The following is a 20314-nucleotide window of genomic DNA, read 5'->3' on the forward strand; positions in this document are numbered from 1 at the left end:
CATGGACCAACCCACCGCACCCGTGCCCCCGCCCGGGTGCCCGGCGCATCAGGCCGGCGGCCGAGTGCCGCTGTACGGACCGGAGTTCGCAGCCGACCCGCAGGCCTACTACACGTACCTGCGGCACTACGGGCCCACCGCACCCGTGGAGATCACCCCCGGAGTCGAGGCCACCCTCGTCACCGACTACGCCAGCGCCCTCCAACTCCTGCAGGACTCCGGCTCCTTCCGCAAGGACGCGCGCCGCTGGCGGGACTTCAACGAGGGCCGGATCGCCCCCGACAGTCCCGTCCTGCCCGTGCTCGCCCACCGGCCCAACTGCATGTACACCGACGGCGCCGAGCACCTGAGGCTCCGTCAGTCCATCACGGACAGCATGGCGCGCGTCGATCCGATGCAGCTGAGCCAGAGCGTCGAGCGGATCTCCGACTTCCTCATCTCCCAGTTCTCCGAGCGGGGTTCGGCCGACCTGATCGGCTCCTACGCCAAGCAGCTCCCGCTGTTCGTGTTCAACGAGCTCTTCGGCTGCACCGCCGACATCGGCGACCGCGTCTTCTTCGGCATCTCCGGCATGTTCGACGGAGTCAACGCCGACAAAGCCATCGAGGTGCTGTTCCAGGCCGTCGGCGAGCTGGTCGCCCTCAAGCGGCGCAAGCCCGGCGAGGACGTCACCTCGTGGCTGATGCAGCATCACACGGGCCTGAGCGACGAGGAGATGCTGCACCAGGTCGCGCTGCTGCTGGGCGCGGGCGCCGAGGCGCTGGTCAACCTGATCGGCAACACCCTGCACCGGCTGCTCACCGACGACCGGTACGCCCACGAGGGCGGTCTGATCGACGAGGCGATGGACGACACGCTGTGGGAGAACCCGCCCATGACGAACTTCGCCGCCCACTACCCGGTCGCCGACATGGAGTTCGCCGGCCAGAAGCTCACCGCCGGTGACCTGATGCTGGTCAGCATCGCCGCCGCCAACACCGGTCCCGCGCTGTCGGCGGCCCGCAAGGCCGGCAGCAACCGGGCGCATCTCGCCTGGAGCGCAGGCCCGCACGCCTGCCCCTCGAAGGAACCCGCCCGGCAGATCGCCGTGTCGGCCATCGAGAACCTCCTCAACCGGCTGCCCGACGTCCAGCTCAGCGTCCCCGAGGACAGCCTGACCTGGCGTCCGGGACCCTTCAGCCGTGGTCTCGTCACGCTCCCCGCGCGATTCACCCCGATCAAGCCGGTGAGCCGACCGGCCCGGCAGACCCCCGCCCAAGCCCCGGCGCGCGAGAGTGGCGCAGCGCCCCGCCAGGCCGAACAGACGGGTGTGTGGAGCAAGTTCCTCAACTGGCTGACCAAGTGATCCGCCCGCTTCTCGAAGCCTTCACGTCAACTGTGTGAACCTTTCCGTCGTATGCGTGGTGAGCACGCGGCCTCCGTGTCGCTCACCCGCAACGGCGAGGTCGTGGACCTCGGCGCCCTCGACGCTGCTTCCGCCGGACGCCCTCCCGCCGAGGACCCGAACCCGAGCTCTCAGAGACGGAGTTCAGCGGCGGAGTTCACAGCAGAAGCACCGGATACCCGCCCTCCAGGGCGGGTATCTGCTTGTTTCGGGCCCGTACGCCGATGCCGTGGCACCGCTTCCCCCATGCGGCGGCCGACACCGTCGACCTCCGCGCCCGGGACCGGCGTCCGCTGCCTGCCGCACCTCACTCCCCGCGCAGTTGCTCCAGATACGGCGCCACGTCGACCTGGATCGACGCGCCCTCCCGCTGCCCGTACTGACCTGCGATCCCGCTCAGATACGTCGCGATCTCCTTGCGCATGACCTCCGCCTCCGGCAGCACCGCCTCGCCGGTGACGATCCGTGCCACCCACTGCGCCTGGGCCTCCACCATCCGGGTGATCGAACCGACCGGGCGGACCAGACCGACGAAGAACAGCCCGGGACGGTCGGTGGCGACGACCCGCTTGTAGAGCTCGACCGTGCCCTGCGCGCCGACCGGGCTGCCGGGCTGCAGGAAGGGGAAACTCATCTGGAAACCGGTGCAGTAGACGATCGCGTCGGCCTTCACCGACGTGCCGTCGGTGAAGGAGACCCGGTCGCCGTCGAGCGTGTCGATCGCGGGTCGCGGCGTGACCGCGCCGTGGCGGATACGGCTGAGGATCTCGTCGGAGATGGTGATCGCCGACGCGAAGATCGGGTGGTCCGGCTCGGGCAGACCGTAGTCGCCGAGCTTGCCGCGGGCCACCAGCAGAGCCTGTTCGACGAAACGGCGCTGCTCGGGCAGGGACATGCTGATCCACCACGGCGCGTCGGCGATCGTGTCGAGGGCCATGCCGAACAACTGCTTGGGGACGATGTGCAGCCCTCGACGCACCGAGAGGACCGTCTGTTCCGCGTATCTGGAGAGGTCCGCGGCGATGTCCACCGCCGAGGCGCCGAGCCCCACCACGACGACGTGCTGTCCGGTGTAGTCGCTGCCGTCGCGGTAGTCGAAGGAATGCCGAATCGTTCCTGTGAACGTTTCGGCGCCCTTCGGCAGAGCGGGCATCGACGGCTCCGAGTTGTGCCCGGAGGCGACGATCACGTGTGTGAAGCGCCGGGACGAGAGCGTGCCGTCGGCATCCCGGCCGACGACCGTCCACCCGCCGTCGGCCTCCTGGTCCACGGACTCCACCGTCGTCCCCAGCTCGATGTGGTCGAGCACACCGGCCCACTCGGCGAACGATCTCAGATAGGCGGCGATCTGGCTGTGCCGGGGATAGAGCGGGTAGGAGTCGGGCATGGGGTAGGCGGCGTAACCCGTGAGCTGCTTGGCGGTGTTGAGATGCAGTGACAGATAGCCGGGACCGCGCTCGCCCGCCTGCGGCCGACGCCAGATCCCGCCGACATCGCCCGCCTGCTCCAGACAGACGAAGTCGACACCGGCCGTCTTCAGGGCGTGTGCCGTCGCCAGCCCCGACAGACCCGCACCGATCAGACACAGACGCACGGATTCCCCCACAGGTGAGACAGCATCTTTTCGCGCACGGGCAGGTGACTGCCCATCCGGCGTTCCTCTCACTCTTCACCCGCCCGCGACGAGGATCACAGCGAGCCATGGAGGCCGGCCGGGCGCCGGGGGAGAAGGGGAGCAGCGGGGGAGACGGTCGTTCACTCCTGGGCGGATGCCCACAGCCCCCGCACATGTCCGAGATGCCGTGTCATGACCTCGCGCACGGCCCGCTCGTCGCGTCCGAGCAGGGCGTCCAGGAGCTCCAGGTGTTCCTCGGCGGAGGCCAGCAGGCGGCCCGAGGTGGCCAGTGCGGTCAGGCCGTAGAGACGGGCCCGGCCGCGCAGCCCGCGCACCACCTCGACGAGGTGGGAGTTGCCGGCGAGCGCGAGCAGGCCCAGGTGGAAGCGGGTGTCGGCCTCGACGTAGGCGATGAGATCGCCCGCGACCGCCGCCGTGACGATCTCCCGGGCGGCCGGGCGCAGCGCCTCCAGCGATACCGGGTCGGCCGTCGTCGCCAGCGCCGCCACGGTGGGGATCTCGATGAGCGCGCGGACGTGCGTGTACTCGTCGAGCTGCCGGTCGGAGACCTCGGTGACCCGGAACCCCTTGTTGGGCACCGCGTCCACCAGGCCCTCCTTGGCGAGGTCCAGCATCGCCTCGCGCACCGGGGTCGCCGACACACCGAAGCGCGCGGCCAGGGCCGGCGCCGAGTACACCTCGCCGGGCAGCAGTTCACCCGCGATCAGCGCGGCCCGCAGGGCATCGGCCACCCGCTCGCGGTAGCTGCTCCGCCGGCCGCCCAGCGAAGGGAGGGAGGGCACGGCGGCTGCCGGGCTGCTGTCGTGCGGGGCGGCCATGGGATTCTCCTGGAAACAGATGCATGGAAATGAGGTGCCATGTCACGTATCACTGTGCACACTCAGTATCCACCCGAGCCGCGGCCGCCGCGGTGGGCGTCACAGCACGAAGCCCGCCGGGAACGGGTCCTTCGGGTCGAGCAGGTACTGGGCCGTGCCGGTGATCCAGGCGCGGCCGGTGAAGCTGGGCAACACTGCCGGAAGGCCCGCCACTTCGGTCGTGGCGAGCAGCCGGCCCTCGAACCTGGTGCCGATGAACGACTCGTTCACGAACTCGGTGTGCAAAGGCAGTTCGCCCCGTGCGTGCAGTTGCGCCATGCGCGCGCTCGTCCCCGTACCGCAGGGCGAGCGGTCGAACCAGCCCGGGTGGATGACCATCGCGTGCCGGGAGTGGCGGGCGGTGGCGCCGGGCGCGTACAGGTGGACATGATGACAGCCATGGATGGACGGGTCTTCGGGGTGGACCGGCTCCCCCTCGGAGTTGATCACCTCCATCAGTGACAGGCCGGCTCGCAGGATGTCGTCCTTGCGTGCGCGGTCGAAGGGCAGCCCGAACTGCTCCAGCGGCAGGATCGCGTAGAAGTTGCCGCCGTACGCCAGGTCGTACGTCACCGTACGGCCGTCGGGCAGTGTCGCCGTGCGGTCCAGCGCGACCGCGAAGGAGGGAACGTTGCGCAGGGTCACGGACGTTGCCGCGCCGTCCTCGACCGTCACTTCGGCGACGACCGGCCCGGCCGGGGTGTCCAGACGGATGGTGGTGACCGGTTCGACGACCTCGACCATGCCCGTCTCGACGAGTACGGTCGCCACCCCGATCGTGCCGTGCCCGCACATCGGCAGATAGCCCGAGACCTCGATGTAGACGACACCCCAGTCGCAGTCCGGTCGCGTGGGCGGCTGGAGGATCGCGCCGCTCATGGCGGAGTGCCCCCGCGGCTCGTTCATCAGCAACTGTTTGATGTCGTCGCGGTGTTCACGGAAGTACAGTCGCCGCTCGTTCATCGTCGCGCCGGGGACGGTGCCGATCCCGCCGGTGATCACACGGGTGGGCATGCCCTCGGTGTGCGAGTCGACGGCGTGCAGGACGAGCTTGCTGCGCATGAACTGCCCTTCCGGTCACCAGAGTTGAGTTTTTCCGATGGTCACGCCAGACCCGCCGCGACGGCCTTCTCGGTGGCCGCGCGGACGGTGGCTTCCTGGTCCGGCGACAGCGGGACGCGTGGTGGGCGGCAGCTGCCGCCGTGGCGCCCCACGATGTCCATCGAGAGTTTGATCGCCTGGACGAACTCGACGCGCGAGTCCCAGCGCAGCAGCGGATGAAGCCGGCGGTAGAGGGGCAGTGCGGTGGTGAGATCACCGGCGACGGCTGCCCGGTAGAGCTCCACCGAGGACCTCGGCAACGCGTTGGGGTAGCCGGCCACCCAGCCCTTGGCGCCCGCCACGGCCAGTTCCAGCAGCACATCGTCCGCACCGATCAACAGATCGAGATCCGGAACGAGTTCGGCGATCCGGTAGGCGCGGCGGACGTCGCCCGAGAACTCCTTGACGCCGTGGATGTGCCCCTCGCCGTGCAGCCGGGCCAGCAGTTCGGGCACGAGGTCGACCTTGGTGTCGATCGGGTTGTTGTACGCCACCACCGGCAGGCCGGCTCCCGCGACCTCCGCGTAGTGGGCCACGACGGCACGCTCGTCGGCGCGGTAGGCGTTGGGAGGGAGCAGCATCACCGCCGCGCAGCCCGCCTCTGCCGCCTGCTCGGTCCAACGGCGGGCCTCTGCAGAGCCGTACGCGGCGACGCCGGGCATCACCCGCTCCCCGCCGATCGCGGCCACGGCGGTCTCGACCACTCGGGCGCGTTCCTCGGGCGTGAGCACCTGGTACTCGCCCAGGGAGCCGTTGGGTACGACGCCGTCACAGCCGTTCGCCACCAGCCAGGCGCAGTGCTCCGCGTACCGGTCGTGATCGACGGAGAGATCGTCGTGGAGCGGGAGCGCCGTGGCGACGAGGACGCCACGCCAGGGGCGGTGTGGGGAGGCGGCGGGGGCGGCAGGATCAGTGGGCGCGGTGGAGGCGGCCATACGGCGAGTCCCTTCTTCCATCTGTGGCATGTGACATATCACTGTGCGGCCGTGGGATCAGGTGGCGCGGCCAGCACCCCCAGTGGCACGGGGCGGGCCAGCAGTCGTCGTGCCGGAGTGAGTTCGCAGCCCGCGACGCCGGCCACGCCCGGCTCGCAGACACGGCCCTGGCACCAGCCCATTCCGGCTCGGGTCAGCAGCTTCACGGTGCGCAGGTCACCCGCGCCGAGCGCGCCCACGGCTTCGCGGACAGCCCCGGCGGTGACCTCCTCGCAGCGGCACACGACCGTCTCGTCGGTCAGCTGCTCCGCCCACCGGACGGGCCGGGCGGCATACGCGGTGTCCAGAGTGGCGATGAACGACCGCAGCCGCGCACGGGTGCGTGCGGACGGGGCCCACTCCCGCGGGTCGGGAACCGTGCCCGTCAGTCCTGCCGCCGCCGACCGTCCGGCGATGTGCCCCTCGGCGAGCGACAGGGTCGCGCCGCCGACTCCGGTGGTCTCACCGGCGGCCCACACGCGGGGGACGTCGGTGCGCTGTTCGTCGTCCACACCCACGCCCGGCCCGTCGAGACGGCAGCCGAGCCCCTCCGCGAGGTCGGTGTGCGGCAGCAGGCCGTGGCCGACGGCCAGGGCGTCGCAGGCGAGACGTCGTTGCGTGCCCGGCGCCGGTCGGCCCTCCGCGTCCAGTGCGGCGACGGTCACGGACTCCAGTCGCTCGGTACCGTGCGCCTCTACCACCGTATGACGGGCCATCACCGGCGTTCCGCGGAGCAGCAGTCGCGTCGCGTAGGCGGCCCCCTCGACGAGCTTCGCGGGCGCCGCGGCCCAGGCCGGGGCGCGACGGACGAAATCTCCCGGACCGGCCGACTCCACCAGGGCGACGACCCGGGCGCCCGCAGCCGCGAGGCCGGTGGCGACGGGAAGCAGCAGAGGACCCGTGCCGGCCACGACCGCCGTACGGCCGGGCAGTACGAGGCCGCCCTTCAGCAGTGCCTGGGCGCCGCCCGCGGTGACCACACCGGGCAGTGTCCAGCCGGGGAACGGCAGGACCTTCTCGTAGCCGCCGGTCGCCAGCAGCACCCCGTCGGCGCGGATCCTGACGGACTCCTCCTGCTCGGGACCGATCAGCGCGTGCACGGAGAAACCGTCCGACTCCTTCTCGACACACCACACATGACGATCACTCAGGTGCGTGACGCGGTCTGCGGCGAGATGGGAGTCGAGCCCGGCGCGCAGTCGTTCCCAGGTACGCCACCGGTGATGGAGTGCCTGGGGGCGCCGGGCGCCGAGTCCCGGTGCGGGCTGCCGGTAGAACTGCCCGCCCGCCTCGGCGGCGGAGTCGATCAGGACCACGCGCACGCCGCGGGAAGCGGCTGCCAGGGTCGCGGCGAGGCCGGCGGGACCCGCGCCGATCACCGCCAGTACCGGGCGGTGCTCAGTCATGGTGACCCGGCCCTTCGCGATCCGCCGCCTCGTGACCTGTCCCCACCTGCGTACGGACGTCCGCGCCGGGCACGGCCGTCACCAGACAGGCCCGTCGGCCGGGGTGACCGTCGACGGTCACCAGACAGTCGAAGCACACGCCGATCCCGCAGAAGACCCCGCGCGCACGCCCCTCGCCCCGTGTGGTGCGCCACGCCGTGACGCCGGACGCCCACAGCGCGGCGGCGATCGTCTGCCCGGGCAACGCCTCGATCTCCCGGCCGTCGAAGGTGACGGTGAACGGGGCGCCGGGGCGGGCCCGGACCAGCTTCAGGGGGTTCACGGCGTGGCCTCCTCGGCGAAGCGGGCAAGGTGGTCGGGGCGGTCGAAGCGGTCGGGGCGGAACGGCGTCGGATCCAGGTCCGGGCGTCGGCCGGTGAGCGTCTGTGCGAGGAGGTGACCGGTGCCGGTGGCGAGCCCGATGCCCGCGCCCTCGTGCCCGCAGGCGTGGAACAGCCCGGGCACGCGTGGGTCGGGCCCGACGGCGGGCAGATGGTCGGGCAGGTAGGGGCGGAAGCCGAGGTAGGCGCGCATCGCCCGTACGTGTGCCAGGAACGGGAACAGGCGCGTCGCGCCCGCCGCCAGGGCGCGGACGACCGGCAGTGAGAAGGACCGGTCGAAGCCGACCCGCTCACGGCTCGCGCCGATCAGCAAGGGCCCGGCGGCGGTCCCCTCGACGACCGGTGAGGTCTGCAGGGCGGCCGAGTCGCTCGCCACGTCGGCCACGTAGTCGGCGGCGTACACCTTGTGCCGTACGCGGCGCGGCAGCGGCTCGGTGACCAGGACGAAGCCGCGGCGGGGGAGTACGGGCAGCCGGACGCCCGCCAGCGCGGCGACCTCGGCCCCCCAGGTCCCGGCCGCGTTCACCACGGCCGGCGCCAGGATGTCGCCCCGGTCGGTACGTACGCCCCGCACGGCACCGGTGGTGTCGCGCAGTACCCCTGTCACCGTGCGGCCGGTCTCCAGACGCGCACCCGAGGCCCGTACGAGGTGGGCCGCGGCCAGGGTGGGCATCACCTGGGCGTCCTGCGGGTAGAGCACGCCACCCGCCATCCCGTGCGCCAAGTGCGGTTCCAGTTCGTGGAGTCGGTCCGCCTCAACCGGGGCCGCCAGGACACCGGCCGTGCGCTGCCCGGCCGCCAGGTCCGTCAGGGCGGTGAGCGATTCGGGCGTGGAGGCGACGACGAGGCCGCCCTTGGGCTCGTACTCGACGGCCGTGCCCAGCTCCTGAGCCAATTCCTCCCACAACCGGGCCGACAGCAGCGCCAGTCGCAGCTCGGGTCCGGGCTCCTTGTCGGAGACGAGGAGGTTTCCCTCGCCCGCGCCGGTCGTGCCGCCGGCCACCGGGCCCCGGTCGACCACGATCACGTCGAGTCCGGCACGGGCCGCGTACAGCGCGCAGGCGGCGCCCACCATGCCGGCGCCGACGACCACGACGTCACCGCTCGGTCGCTTGGTCACCACAGTAATATGTCACATGGTTCTGGCGGGAGGAAGAAGGCCGAAGCGGGGGAGGGCGCTCCCTCCGGACCGGGTGCGCTCAGTCGAACTCGCTGGGCTCCGGCGCCGGCGTACGGCCTTCCCGTACGTCCTTGAGCCGCGTGGTGCCGTGGCTGACCGCGGCCTCGGTGCTGTCGTGGTCCGCCCCGTCGGTACCGCCGTTGGTGACCGTGATCGCGTCGTCCCCGACCCGTACGACGGCGACGTCCAGGGTGAGGGTGACCGGGGTGCCGCCGGAGGGGCCCGCCACCGTCACGGTGAGGCCCTGCCGGGCGTCGCCCTCCTTGGGCAGCGAGGCCTCGACGACCTGCACGGTGCGGGTGGTGCCGTCGGAGGCGACCGCGTTGAACTGGTCGCACGCGGTCGGCAGCGACTTCAGCCAGTCGAACGACTGGTCGAGGCTGGCCGGCTGGTAGGCGGCGACCTGGTAGAGCAGCCGCGAGTCGCCCTGGGTGAAGCCGGTGAGCGCCGACGGGCCGGGCGGGGTCCCCAGCAGGTCTTCGTCGTAGAGCCCGTCGAGCAGGCGCTGGCAGTCCGCCGCCTGCGTCTTGCCGGTGAGGAACTGGGCGGCGTCGACCGTGCCGATGAGCAGCCGGTTCCCCCAGCTGGCCGCGGTCTTCACCTGCGTCCAGTTGTCCTCGAGGTCTCCCGCGGTGATCAGCGCCGTCTGTGCGCCGGCCGAGGTGAGCGGCGTGATGGTGGGGGACGCGGTGGCGGTCCGCTTGCCGGCGGTGGCGGTCGCGGTCGTGGTGCTCGCGTCGGTCGACGCGCTGTCGCCCCCGTCGTCGGAGCAGGCCGCCGTGGCCAGCAGTGTGCCGACGGCCAGGGCGACGGCCAGCGCACGGGTCGGACGGCCGGGACGCGTCGGACCGGCCGGACCGGGCGGTCCGACGGGACGGGGTGGAGCGGACGGGCGGGACGACAGGCGAGGGCTGGTCACGAATACCTCCTGAGGACGGTTCGGGGACGGGGCGGGCGGGGCCGGTCCCCGCGTGGGCGCGCCCCGGGCGGGCTCCCGAGGGATTCCTCTCGTCGACCTGGGTGCTTGCCGGGCACCCTGTGGGCTCTGCTGCTGCTACCTCTGCCCCTACACGGCACCACCGGCCGGGCCGCTCGACCAGCGCACTGATCCGTACGGGTGAAGCGGCGGGCGGGGCCGGGCACGGGCCCGACCGAGGGCGGAGCAGGCCGTCCGGCCGGAAAATGCGAGGTGGTACGGGCCGGAGCCGGGGCATCATGGCGGTCCTGCCGCCCGGCCGAGGGGGCAGGTGATCACCATCAGGGGAACGACCGGGGGCACCTGTGACCGTCACCAACATCCTGCTGTCCGGCATCGTCGGCTCGACCGCCTACGGGCTCGCCCACCAAGGCTCCGACGTGGACCGGCTCGGCATGTTCGCCGCCTCCACCGACGACCTGCACGGTCTGCACCCGCCCAAGGAGTCGCACGTCAGCACGGCACCCGACCGCACCCTGCACGAGGCGGGCAAGTGGTGCCGACTCGCCCTCGGCGGCAACCCCACCGTGATGGAACTCGTCTGGCTGCCGGACGAGCTGTACGAGGTGCGGACACCGCTCGGCGAGGAGCTCATCGCCATCCGTGGGACGTTGCTCGGCGCCCGTCGGGTCCGGGACGCCTATCTCGGCTACGCCACGCAGCAGTTCCGCAGGCTGCGCAACCGCAGCGAAGGCCCTGTCGTCGCCGACACCCGTAAACGGACCGCCAAACACGCCCGTCACCTCAAGCGACTGTGCACCCAGGGCTACGAGCTGTATGCCACGGGACGGTTGACGATCCGCGTCGACGATCCCGAGAGCTACCACAGGTTCGGTGAGCAGGTCGCGGCCGATCCCGAGGCGGCGCTGCCGCTGCTGAGCGGCTTCGAGGAGGCGTTCGCCGAGACGCGCAGCGTGCTCCCCGAACAGCCCGACGACACGGCCGCCGACGCCTGGCTGCGCCGGGTGCGAAGGCAGTTCTACACGGCGGCGCAGACCACGAGCGGGTGACCGACGGGCGCGCTCGCGGTCTGCGCCGGGAGAGGGAACGGTGCCGGCACGGCCACGTGGCGCGTGCGTCAAATCAAGTGCGGGGCGGGCCCGTTCGCCCCTACACTCGCCAGAACCGAGCGCGGCCCACGACACGGGCGGCGCGGTACCGAGACGAACGAGGGGGGCCCGGCCATGCGTGACCACACCGCTGTCGTCGCTCCCCGATCCCGCTACGAGGTGATCCTCGTGTCTCCGTCCGTCCGGTGCTCGCTGCGCGGCCGGCACCGGACGTCCTGACGGACGCCTGAGTACAGCAACGCCTCACTGAGGTCCCGTATCTGACGACGTGTCAACGCATTAGCACGCATCAGCACGTATCGGCACGTGACCACGTGCCTCGGCGTACGTCCGGAAAATCGCGCTGCCCGTTCCCGGAAACACCCCGAAAGGCCAAGGGCCGTGCGCAACCACCTCGACCGTCATCTCTCCGCCGTGCGCAACCTGGGCATCCTCGCCCACGTCGACGCCGGCAAGACCACCGTCACGGAGCGGATCCTGTACGCCACCGGGACCACGCACAAGCGCGGCGAGGTCCACGACGGCACGACCATCACCGACTTCGACCCCCAGGAGCGCGACCGTGGAATCACCATCTTCGCCGCGGCCGTCAGCTGCGACTGGGACGGTCACCGCATCAACCTGATCGACACCCCGGGGCACGTCGACTTCGCCGACGAGGTCGAACGATCCCTGCGGGTGCTCGACGGGGCGGTGGCGGTGTTCGACGCCGTCGCGGGCGTGGAACCGCAGAGCGAGTCCGTGTGGCGGCAGGCCGACCGGCACGGCGTACCGAGGATCGCGTTCGTCAACAAGCTGGACCGGGTGGGCGCCGACCTCGACGCCGCGGTGGCGTCGATCAGGGAGCGGCTCCATCCGCTCCCCCTGGTCGTACAACTGCCGATCGGCACCGAAGACGGCTTCACCGGCGTCGTCGACCTGCTGCGCATGCGTGCGCTGACCTGGACCGACGGCGGCGAGACGGCCGTCGAGGACGTCGTGCCGGACGGTCTCCGCGAGGAGGCGCTGCGCCGGCGCCGGCTGCTGGAGGAAGCTGTGGCGGAGCGGCACCCGGCCGCCCTGGAGGAGTTCTGCGACCGGGAGACACTCTCCGTCGAGACCCTCTCCGGCGCTCTGCGCGAGTTGACCCGCACCGGCGACGGCGTGGTCGTCCTGTGCGGCTCCGCCTACCGCAATCGCGGGATCGAACCGCTGCTCGACGCCGTCGTCGCCTACCTGCCGTCGCCGTTGGACGTGCCGCCGGTATGCGGTATGCCTGGTGGCGTCGACGGTATGCGAAACACCAAGGGCGGTACGGACGAAGGTGCCGACCCCGCGCGCGCGAGTGCCGACCGTACGCAGGATGCCGGGGGCGAACAGCGACCCGCCGACCCCGGCGCACCGTTCGCGGCGCTCGCGTTCAAGGTCGCCGCGACCCCCACGGGCCGGCTCACCTATCTGCGGGTGTACTCGGGCACGATCGAGAAGGGAGACGCGGTATGGGACTCGGGCGCGCGGCGTGTCGAGCGGATCGGCCGGATCCTGCGTGTGCAGGCCGACCGGCACGCGCAGCTGGAGCGCGCGGTCGCCGGGGACATCGTGGCCGTGATCGGGCTGAAGTCGGCCCGTGCGGGTTCGACGCTGAGCGCGCCGGGGGCACGGGTCGTTCTCGAACCGCCCGGGGTCGCCGACCCGGTCGTCTCCGTGGCGGTCGAGGCGCGCACGAGCACCGACGCCGACCGGCTGGCCTCGGCACTTGCGCGGCTGGCCGAGGAGGACCCCTCGCTGGTAGTCCGGACCGATCCGGAGACCGGTCAGACCGTGCTCTCGGGCATGGGTGAACTGCATCTGGAGGTGGCGGTGGAGAAGATCCGCCGCAGCCTCGGTCTGGAGGTCGGCGTGGGGCGCCCGAGGGTGACCTACCGCGAGACGGTCGCCCGCGGGGTGTCCGGTCTGGTCTTCCGGCATGTCAAACAGGACGGTGGAGCGGGCCAGTTCGCGCAGATCGTGCTCGATGTCGAGCCGCTCGGCGCGGAGACGGACGAACCGGGAGGCGCTGCTGAAACCGGTTTCACGTTCCGATCGACCGTCGTCGGCGGACGGGTGCCGCAGGAGTACGTCCGCGCGGTCGAGGCCGGCTGCCGGGACGCCCTCGCCGAGGGGCCCGTGGGCGGTCACCCGGTCACCGGGCTCCGGGTCACCCTGACGGACGGGGCGACCCATGTGAAGGACTCCTCCGAGATGGCCTTCCGCACGGCAGGCCGACTCGGGCTGCGGGAAGCCCTGCGCGGCTGTGCGATGGTCGTGCTGGAACCGGTCGTCGAGGTCACGGTCACCGTTCCCGAGGACGCCGTCGGCGGCGTCCTCGGCGATCTGGCCGCGCGGCGCGGGCGGGTCACCGACTCGGCCGTGCGCGGCGGTTCGGCGGTGGTCACCGCCACCGTGCCGCTGGCCGAACTGTTCGGTTACGCGACCCGCCTGCGCAGCCGGACCCAGGGCCGAGGCACCTTCTCGGCCCGGCCGACGGGGTACGCCCCGGCGCCGGCGACGGCGATGACGCGGTAGGAGCCCAAGCCTCGCCCCGTGAGGGCGCAGGTCGCACGCCGCCTTGTCGGTTCGTGCCACGAACACCTGGTGTTCGTGGCACGAACCACAGGCGCGTGCCACCCCGCTCGTCCACGGGGCGGGGCCCGCGCCGCATCAGGGTCGTCACCGCGCAGGCGGATCAGGGATACGACACCACCGTCGACGGCACCGTCGACGTGCCGGAGGTCGGCGCCCCGAGGTCGTTGATGACGTGCTCGTACTGGCCCTGGCCGCCCAGCGAGACCACCAGCAGGTCGTGGAACTTCACCCCCGGTACGTTCGGGGCGGCGAAGCCGTGGTGCTGGACGATCGTCGGATCGACGTTGTAGAAGCAGTAGCTGCCCAGCCCCCAGCCCTCGTGCGCGGTGACGTGGTTGCCGACCTTGTAGGCGGCGTATCCCTTCACCGAGCCGTTCTGGATCGCCGCCTGGTTCGGCGCGTCGTAGGCCTTCTCGTTCTGGAAGAAGATCGTGCGGCCGCGCTGACCGTTCCACTGCACGTCGTACTTGTTGAAGTGTTCCACGAACAGGCCCGTGGCCAGCACGTCGTGGCCGTTGACGACGAGGCCGTAGTCGGCCCGGTTGGTCTGCCAGCCGACGCCCTCGCCGTGGTCGGCGCGCCAGATCCAGGTGTGGTCGACGATCGTGTGCCGGTTGTTGATCACCAGGCTGGTGGTGGCCTTGCCGGCGCCCGCCCCGCCGATCCGGACGAACACGTCCTGGACGGTGGTGGGGTTGGCGGAGTGGTCGCGCGAGGCTCCGGGCGGACCGACTTCCAGCAGGGTGGGGGAGTTGACGGGTCCGGCGTCGACGAGGAAGCCCGCCAGCCGGACGCCGTCGACGTCGGCCACCTTCACCGCGGTGACGCCGTTGTCCGGGATCAGGGTGGCGTAACCCAGGCCGAGCACGACGGTGTCGGCGCGGTTCACCTGGATCGGCCGGTCGAGGTGGTAGATCCCCGGGGTCAGCAGCAGGTTCAGCCCCTGTGCGAGCGCCTGGTTGAGCGTGGCGGCGGAGACGCCCGGCTTGGCGACGTAGAACCGCGACAGGGACAGTGAGCTGCCGCGCGGGGTGCCGTTGCCCCAGGTGACCCCGCGCGCATTGGTGCGCTTGGCGGGCAGGAAGACGCGGAACGCGCCGGCGCCGTCGACGTACAGGAAGGGCTTCTCCCTGGAGACCGGCGTCGTGTCGAGCGTGGTGTACGGCGGGTTGGGGAAGCTCTGCGCGGGGGCGCCCTCCACCCCCGAGAACACCATGTTCCACACGCCGTTGAGCCAGCTGCCGATCGCGCTGTCCCGGGTGTACCACTGCTGCTGGGAGTACGGGCCGATCTCGCCCTCGATACGGCTGTCGGCGATGTAGCCGCCACTGGCCCAACCATAGCCGGACGGGGCGAGGTTGAGGCCGCCGCGTATGTGCATCCGGCGGAAGGGGGCCGCCTGGGCGACCGCCCACCGGTTGGTGCCGCTGACCGGGACGAGCGCGAGGTTCTCCGCCGAACGCCAGAAGTTCTGCGTGGCGTTGCCGCCGAACCAGCCCGCGTCGACGGTCACGTCGCCGTTGATGGTCGTGTCGTCGGGGGAGAGCCCGAGGCCCGCGATCGAGGTGTAGAAGCCGAGTTGGGCGTTGAGGCCGTGGTAGGCGCCGGGGCGGAAGAGCAACGCGTAGCGTCCGGTGCCGAACTGGGCCGACTCCTGCTGTCGGAACACCGCGTCCAGCCGGGCCTGGATGTCCGGTGTCGACGGGTCGAAGACAAGGACGTTCGGGCCGAGGTCACCACCGCCCGGGAGGGCGCGCACACGCTTTCCGCGCGGGGCGGCGGAGGCCGGCGCGGAGGCCAGTCCGGCCAGGGCGGGGGCTGCCGCGGCGGTGGCGGCGGCGGCGAGGACCGCTCTGCGGCGCACGGCGGGCGTCTTCGACGACGGAGTGTGGGGCATGGGCGGCTCTCCTCGGTCCAGGCCGCTCGAAGTGAACGGCTGATTTAAGGAAGTGAACGATCGCTGTCTTGAGAGCGCTCTCTCAGCGTTGAATGCTTCAACTACCTGAACGTGCGCGTCAAGTGGTGCGACCGGAGTTCCCCGGACTGTGCCGGAACTCTTGACGCAGCCCTCTTCCGAGGTTTAACTCACGTCCTAAATTAAGTCCTGATGACACCGGGAGCCGACCCATGCGCACGATCCGAGCCGCGGCCACAGGCGCCGTCTTCATGTCACTCGCCCTCGCGGCCACGGCCTGTGGAGGCGGCACCTCGACGGACGGCGAAGGTTCCAACGACTCGCCGAAGACCCTGACGTACTGGGCCTCGAACCAGGGCGCGAGCATCGAGGTGGACAAGAAGGTCCTCCAGCCGGAGCTCGACAAGTTCGAGAAGCAGACCGGGATCAAGGTGAAGCTGGAGGTCGTCCCCTGGTCGGACCTGCTCAACCGGATCCTCACGGCGACCACGTCCGGCCAGGGCCCCGACGTCCTCAACATCGGCAACACCTGGTCGGCCTCGCTCCAGGCCACGGGCGCGCTGCTGCCCTGGGACGAGGCGAACTTCGCGAAGATCGGCGGCAGAAACCGTTTCGTCGACTCCGCCCTCGGCTCGACCGGAGCGGAGGGCAAGGACCCGGCCGCGGTGCCGCTGTACTCGATGGCCTACGCCCTCTACTACAACAAGCAGATCTTCGCCGACGCCGGCATCGCCCAACCGCCCGCCACCTGGGCCGAGGTGGTGGCCGACGGCAAGAAGATCCAGGCGAAGGGCAAGCAGGTCCTGGGCGCCGAGGGCGCGAACGTCTCGGAGAACGTCCATCACGTCTTCGTCTTCGCCAAGCAGCACGGCGCCGACTTCTTCACCGCCGACGGGAAGCCCGACTTCACGTCCGACGGCGCGGTCTCGGCGGTCAAGCAGTACGTCGACCTGATGGCGAAGGACAAGGCCATCCCGCCGGGCAACGCCGAGTACGCGCAGAACCAGTCCGTGAGCGACTTCGCCAAGGGCAAGACGGCGATGCTGCTGTGGCAGTCCGCGTCCGCCAACCTCAAGTCCCAGGGCATGAGCGAGGACAAGTACGGCATCGCCCCGGTGCCCGTGCAGTCCGGCACCCCCGGAACCGGCGCCCAGGTCAACTCGATGGTCGCGGGCATCAACCTGGCGGTCTTCAAGAACACCGACAACCTCGACGGCGCCACCGAGTTCGTGAAGTTCATGACCGGCGACGAGGAGCAGAAGATCCTCAACAAGGCCTACAGCACCATCCCGCCCGTCGCCTCCGCCCAGTCGGACGCCGGGTTCAACTCGCCCGCGAACGCGGTCCTGAAGGACACCCTCGCCAAGAGCGCCGCCGCGCTGCCGCAGGTCGCCGACGAGTCCCAGTTCGAGACGGTGATCGGTACGGCCGTCAAGGAACTGTTCGCCGACGCGGCCGCCGGCCGTCCGGTGACCGCCGAGTCGGTCAAGGCCAAGCTCGCCAAGGCCCAGCAGCAGATGCCGGCGAAGTGAGCCGGATGACCACCACAGCCGAGGTCGAAAAGCCTCGGGTGGACCCTGGCCCCGGCCGGGCCCCGCGCCCGCGCCCCGGCCGGATCCGCCGTATCGGACTGCCCTACCTGCTGCTTCTGCCCGCCCTGGTCCTCGAACTCCTCGTCCATCTGGTGCCGATGGTGATCGGCATCGTGATGAGCTTCAAGGAGCTCACCCAGTTCTACATCCGCGACTGGGGCACGGCGCCCTGGTCCGGCCTCGACAACTACAAGGTGTCGGTGGACTTCGACGCCCCCGTCGGCGAGGCCCTGCTGCACTCCTTCCTCGTCACCGTCGGCTTCACCCTGCTGTCGGTGGGCCTGTGCTGGCTCATCGGCACCGCGGCGGCGATCTTCATGCAGGACACCTTCCGCGGCCGGGGTCTGCTGAGGGCGCTCTTCCTGGTGCCGTACGCCCTGCCGGTCTACGCGGCCGTGATCACCTGGGTCTTCATGTTCCAGCACGACAACGGCCTGGTGAACCATGTCCTGCACGATCAGCTGCACCTCACCGACAAGCCGTCCTTCTGGCTGATCGGCGACAACAGTTTCTACGCGTTGCTCACCGTGTCGGTGTGGAAGGGCTGGCCGTTCGCCTTCCTCATCGTCATGGCCGGCCTGCAGAACATCCCCGGCGAGCTGTACGAGGCGGCCGCACTGGACGGCGCGGGCATGTGGCAGCAGATCCGCCGCATCACCCTGCCGTCCTTGGGCCCGGTCAACCAGGTCCTGATCCTGGTGCTGTTCCTGTGGACGTTCAACGACTTCAACACGCCGTTCGTCCTCTTCGGCAGGGCCGCCCCCGAGGCCGCGGATCTCATCTCGGTCCACATCTACCAGGCCTCCTTCGTGACCTGGAACTTCGGCACGGGTTCGGCGATGTCGGTCCTGCTGCTGCTCTTCCTGCTGGCCGTGACGGGCGTCTACCTCGCCGTCACCTCGCGCGGACGGAGGACCTCCCGTGCGTCGTAACTCCCCGCTGACTCCGCCGAGTTCGTTCCTCTGGTCCCGGCGGATCTTCCTCACCCTGCTCACCGGCTTCGTGCTGCTGCCGGTGTACGTGATGATCTCCAGCTCCCTGAAACCCCTCGCCGACGTCACGGGCGAGTTCCACTGGCTGCCCAGCGGCCTGACGATCCGCCCGTACATCGACATCTGGTCGACGGTCCCGCTCGCCAGGTACTTCGTGAACTCGCTGGTCGTGGCGGGCGCGGCGACGGTCTGCTCCGTGGTGATCGCCGTGTTCAGCGCCTACGCGGTAAGCCGTTACGACTTCCGTGGGAAACGGGCCTTCACGGTCACCGTGCTGTCGACGCAGATGTTCCCGGGCATCCTCTTCCTCCTCCCGCTGTTCCTGCTCTACGTCAACATCGGCAACGCCACCGGCATCGCGCTGTTCGGATCGCGCGGGGGCCTGATCCTGACGTATCTGACCTTCTCCCTCCCCTTCTCCATCTGGATGCTGATCGGCTACTTCGACTCGGTGCCGCGCGACCTCGACGAGGCGGCGCTGGTGGACGGCTGCGGTCCGCTCGGCGCGCTCTTCCGGATCGTCGTGCCGGCCGCCATACCCGGCATCGTGGCGGTCGCCGTCTACGCCTTCATGACCGCCTGGGGTGAGGTGCTGTTCGCCTCCGTCATGACCAACGACACCACCCGCACGCTGGCCGTCGGACTCCAGGGCTACTCCACCCTCAACGACGTCTACTGGAACCAGATCATGGCCGCCTCGCTGGTCGTGAGCGTGCCCGTGGTGGCCGGCTTCCTGCTGCTCCAGCGCTATCTCGTCGCCGGACTGACGGCCGGAGCCGTGAAGTGAGCAACCCGCCCGATTCCGAAGGGACTTCAGTGACCATCGACTTTGCCGCCCTGCCCCAGGACTTCTTGTGGGGGACCGCCACCTCGGCGTACCAGATCGAGGGAGCCGTGGCGGAGGACGGCCGTTCGCCGTCGATCTGGGACACCTTCTCGCACACTCCCGGAAAGATCGCGGACGACGACCACGGTGACGTCGCCTGCGACCACTACCACCGCTGGCGCGAGGACATCGGTCTGATGCGCCAACTCGGCTCCAACGCGTACCGGTTGTCGATCTCGTGGCCCCGGGTGCTGCCGGGCGGCGACGGGCCGCCGAACCCCAAGGGCCTCGACTTCTACGACAAGTTGATCGACGGCCTGCTGGAGGCGGGCATCACCCCGTCCGTCACCCTCTACCACTGGGATCTGCCACAGGTTCTCCAGGACCGCGGCGGCTGGCCCGAGCGGCACACCGCCGAGCACTTCGCCGCGTACGCGGCGGTCGTCGCCGAGCGGCTGGGCGACCGCGTCAGCCACTGGGCCACCCTGAACGAACCCCTGTGCTCGGCCTGGATCGGTCACCTCGAGGGCAAGATGGCCCCCGGCCTCACGGACCTGACGGCGGCCGTCCGCGCCTCCTACCATCTGCTCCTCGGGCACGGACTCGCCGTCCAGGCCATCCGGGCGGCCGTCCCGCGCGCCGAGATCGGCATCGTCAACAACCTCTCCACCGTCCACGCGGCCACCGACCGCCCCGAGGACATCGCCGCCGCCCACCGCATGGACGGCCACACCAACCGCTGGTGGCTCGACCCGGTTCACGGACGGGGCTTCCCGGCCGACATGCGGGAGGTGTACGGCGTGGAACTCCCGGAACAGCCGGGCGACCTGGCGACGATCGCCGCTCCGCTGGACTGGCTGGGCCTGAACTACTACTTCCCCGCGAGGGTGAGTGACGACCCCGACGGTCCCGCTCCGCACGCTCGTTCCGTACGCCATGCCGGTGTCCCGCGCACCGGAATGGACTGGGAGGTCGACCCGAGCGGTATCGAGACCCTGTTGCTGCGTCTGACCGAGGAGTACGGCGCCCGTCGGCTGTACGTCACGGAGAACGGTTCCGCGTACCCGGACGTCGTCCGCCCCGACGGCACCGTCGACGACCCCGAGCGCCAGGCCTACCTGACCGGCCATCTCGCGGCCTGCGCCTCCGCCGCCCGCAAGGGCGCCCCGCTGGCCGGCTACTTCGCCTGGTCCCTGCTGGACAACTTCGAGTGGGCGTACGGCTACGACAAGCGCTTCGGCCTCGTCCATGTCGACTACCGCACCCAGGCCCGCACGATCAAGGGCACCGGACGCCACTACGCGGAGATCATCCGTCGCCACCGGGAAGGGGTGGCCAAGGCGGCCTGAGGCCACGGGGCGCGGCGGGCGCGGGTGCGGGAGCGCGCGCCCGCCGCGCCCCACTTCCCTGGATGCCCGTGC

At 70.8% G+C, this 20314-nt stretch carries 16 protein-coding genes; 7 read left to right on the forward strand and 9 right to left on the reverse strand.

Annotated elements, in window-relative coordinates; all coding sequences use genetic code 11:
- Position 1 precedes the first annotated feature (1 nt).
- Positions 2 to 1345 carry a cytochrome P450 gene (locus ABT070_RS14785; protein ID WP_351759707.1) on the forward strand — a complete coding sequence of 448 codons (1344 nt, stop codon included), beginning with the start codon at positions 2 to 4 and terminating at the stop codon, positions 1343 to 1345.
- 346 nt (positions 1346 to 1691) lie between these two features.
- Here the strand turns inward: ABT070_RS14785 and ABT070_RS14790 are convergent, their stop codons facing one another.
- From ABT070_RS14790 to ABT070_RS14825, 8 genes are all read right to left on the reverse strand, one after another.
- Complete coding sequence (locus tag ABT070_RS14790) at positions 1692 to 2978, reverse strand: flavin-containing monooxygenase (RefSeq protein WP_351759710.1); 1287 nt, start codon at positions 2976 to 2978, stop codon at positions 1692 to 1694.
- Positions 2979 to 3139: 161 nt separating this feature from the next.
- Entirely contained in the window at positions 3140 to 3838 is a 699-nt protein-coding gene (locus ABT070_RS14795; protein WP_351759712.1) for a GntR family transcriptional regulator, read from the reverse strand.
- 99 nt (positions 3839 to 3937) lie between these two features.
- A complete protein-coding gene (locus ABT070_RS14800; RefSeq protein WP_351759715.1) occupies positions 3938 to 4939 on the reverse strand; it encodes a proline racemase family protein in 1002 nt (333 codons plus the stop codon).
- 41 nt (positions 4940 to 4980) lie between these two features.
- Positions 4981 to 5913, reverse strand: a complete 933-nt coding sequence (locus tag ABT070_RS14805) for a dihydrodipicolinate synthase family protein (RefSeq protein WP_351760551.1) — start codon at positions 5911 to 5913, stop codon at positions 4981 to 4983.
- A gap of 38 nt (positions 5914 to 5951) precedes the next feature.
- Complete coding sequence (locus ABT070_RS14810; RefSeq protein ID WP_351759717.1) at positions 5952 to 7358, reverse strand: FAD-dependent oxidoreductase; 1407 nt, start codon at positions 7356 to 7358, stop codon at positions 5952 to 5954.
- Positions 7351 to 7680, reverse strand: coding sequence for a (2Fe-2S)-binding protein (locus ABT070_RS14815; protein ID WP_351759720.1), 330 nt, complete (start codon positions 7678 to 7680; stop codon positions 7351 to 7353). The genes ABT070_RS14810 and ABT070_RS14815 overlap by 8 nt, the downstream gene beginning before the upstream one ends.
- Positions 7677 to 8858, reverse strand: coding sequence for an NAD(P)/FAD-dependent oxidoreductase (locus tag ABT070_RS14820; protein WP_351759723.1), 1182 nt, complete (start codon positions 8856 to 8858; stop codon positions 7677 to 7679). Before ABT070_RS14820 ends, ABT070_RS14815 begins: the two co-directional genes overlap by 4 nt.
- Before the next feature lie 79 nt (positions 8859 to 8937).
- Positions 8938 to 9735: a hypothetical protein gene (locus ABT070_RS14825; RefSeq protein WP_351760553.1), complete on the reverse strand. Its 798-nt coding sequence runs from the start codon at positions 9733 to 9735 to the stop codon at positions 8938 to 8940.
- A gap of 464 nt (positions 9736 to 10199) precedes the next feature.
- On the opposite strand from ABT070_RS14825, the gene ABT070_RS14830 reads away from it, so the two are divergent.
- Positions 10200 to 10904: a nucleotidyltransferase domain-containing protein gene (locus tag ABT070_RS14830; RefSeq protein ID WP_351759726.1), complete on the forward strand. Its 705-nt coding sequence runs from the start codon at positions 10200 to 10202 to the stop codon at positions 10902 to 10904.
- A gap of 441 nt (positions 10905 to 11345) precedes the next feature.
- Entirely contained in the window at positions 11346 to 13508 is a 2163-nt protein-coding gene (gene fusA / locus ABT070_RS14835) for an elongation factor G (RefSeq protein ID WP_351759729.1), read from the forward strand.
- Between the two features lie 160 nt (positions 13509 to 13668).
- Here the strand turns inward: fusA and ABT070_RS14840 are convergent, their stop codons facing one another.
- Positions 13669 to 15465, reverse strand: coding sequence for a pectate lyase-like domain-containing protein (locus ABT070_RS14840; protein ID WP_351759732.1), 1797 nt, complete (start codon positions 15463 to 15465; stop codon positions 13669 to 13671).
- Positions 15466 to 15695: 230 nt separating this feature from the next.
- Here ABT070_RS14840 and ABT070_RS14845 point away from each other — a divergent pair, with 230 nt between their 5' ends.
- From ABT070_RS14845 to ABT070_RS14860, 4 genes are read left to right on the forward strand one after another with little or no spacing between them, the layout of a single operon-like run.
- Positions 15696 to 17015, forward strand: a complete 1320-nt coding sequence (locus tag ABT070_RS14845; RefSeq protein ID WP_351759735.1) for an ABC transporter substrate-binding protein — start codon at positions 15696 to 15698, stop codon at positions 17013 to 17015.
- Between the two features lie 5 nt (positions 17016 to 17020).
- Positions 17021 to 18007 (forward strand): carbohydrate ABC transporter permease, encoded by a 987-nt coding sequence (locus tag ABT070_RS14850; RefSeq protein WP_351759738.1) that lies wholly within the window; start codon positions 17021 to 17023, stop codon positions 18005 to 18007.
- Between the two features lie 7 nt (positions 18008 to 18014).
- On the forward strand, positions 18015 to 18854 hold the full coding sequence (locus ABT070_RS14855) for a carbohydrate ABC transporter permease (RefSeq protein ID WP_351760556.1): 840 nt from the start codon (positions 18015 to 18017) through the stop codon (positions 18852 to 18854).
- 29 nt (positions 18855 to 18883) lie between these two features.
- Positions 18884 to 20242 (forward strand): GH1 family beta-glucosidase, encoded by a 1359-nt coding sequence (locus ABT070_RS14860; protein ID WP_351759741.1) that lies wholly within the window; start codon positions 18884 to 18886, stop codon positions 20240 to 20242.
- Positions 20243 to 20314: the final 72 nt, after the last annotated feature.

The organism is Streptomyces sp. NPDC002884 (genome assembly GCF_040295245.1).
Taxonomy (GTDB): domain Bacteria; phylum Actinomycetota; class Actinomycetes; order Streptomycetales; family Streptomycetaceae; genus Streptomyces.

Coding starts and splice junctions, on each gene's coding strand:
- ABT070_RS14785 (WP_351759707.1), top strand. CDS start 2: ATGGACCAACCCACCGCACCCGTGCCCCCGCCCGGGTGCCCGGCGCAT.
- ABT070_RS14795 (WP_351759712.1), bottom strand. CDS start 3,838: ATGGCCGCCCCGCACGACAGCAGCCCGGCAGCCGCCGTGCCCTCCCTC.
- ABT070_RS14800 (WP_351759715.1), bottom strand. CDS start 4,939: ATGCGCAGCAAGCTCGTCCTGCACGCCGTCGACTCGCACACCGAGGGC.
- ABT070_RS14805 (WP_351760551.1), bottom strand. CDS start 5,913: ATGGCCGCCTCCACCGCGCCCACTGATCCTGCCGCCCCCGCCGCCTCC.
- ABT070_RS14810 (WP_351759717.1), bottom strand. CDS start 7,358: ATGACTGAGCACCGCCCGGTACTGGCGGTGATCGGCGCGGGTCCCGCC.
- ABT070_RS14840 (WP_351759732.1), bottom strand. CDS start 15,465: ATGCCCCACACTCCGTCGTCGAAGACGCCCGCCGTGCGCCGCAGAGCG.
- ABT070_RS14845 (WP_351759735.1), top strand. CDS start 15,696: ATGCGCACGATCCGAGCCGCGGCCACAGGCGCCGTCTTCATGTCACTC.
- ABT070_RS14850 (WP_351759738.1), top strand. CDS start 17,021: ATGACCACCACAGCCGAGGTCGAAAAGCCTCGGGTGGACCCTGGCCCC.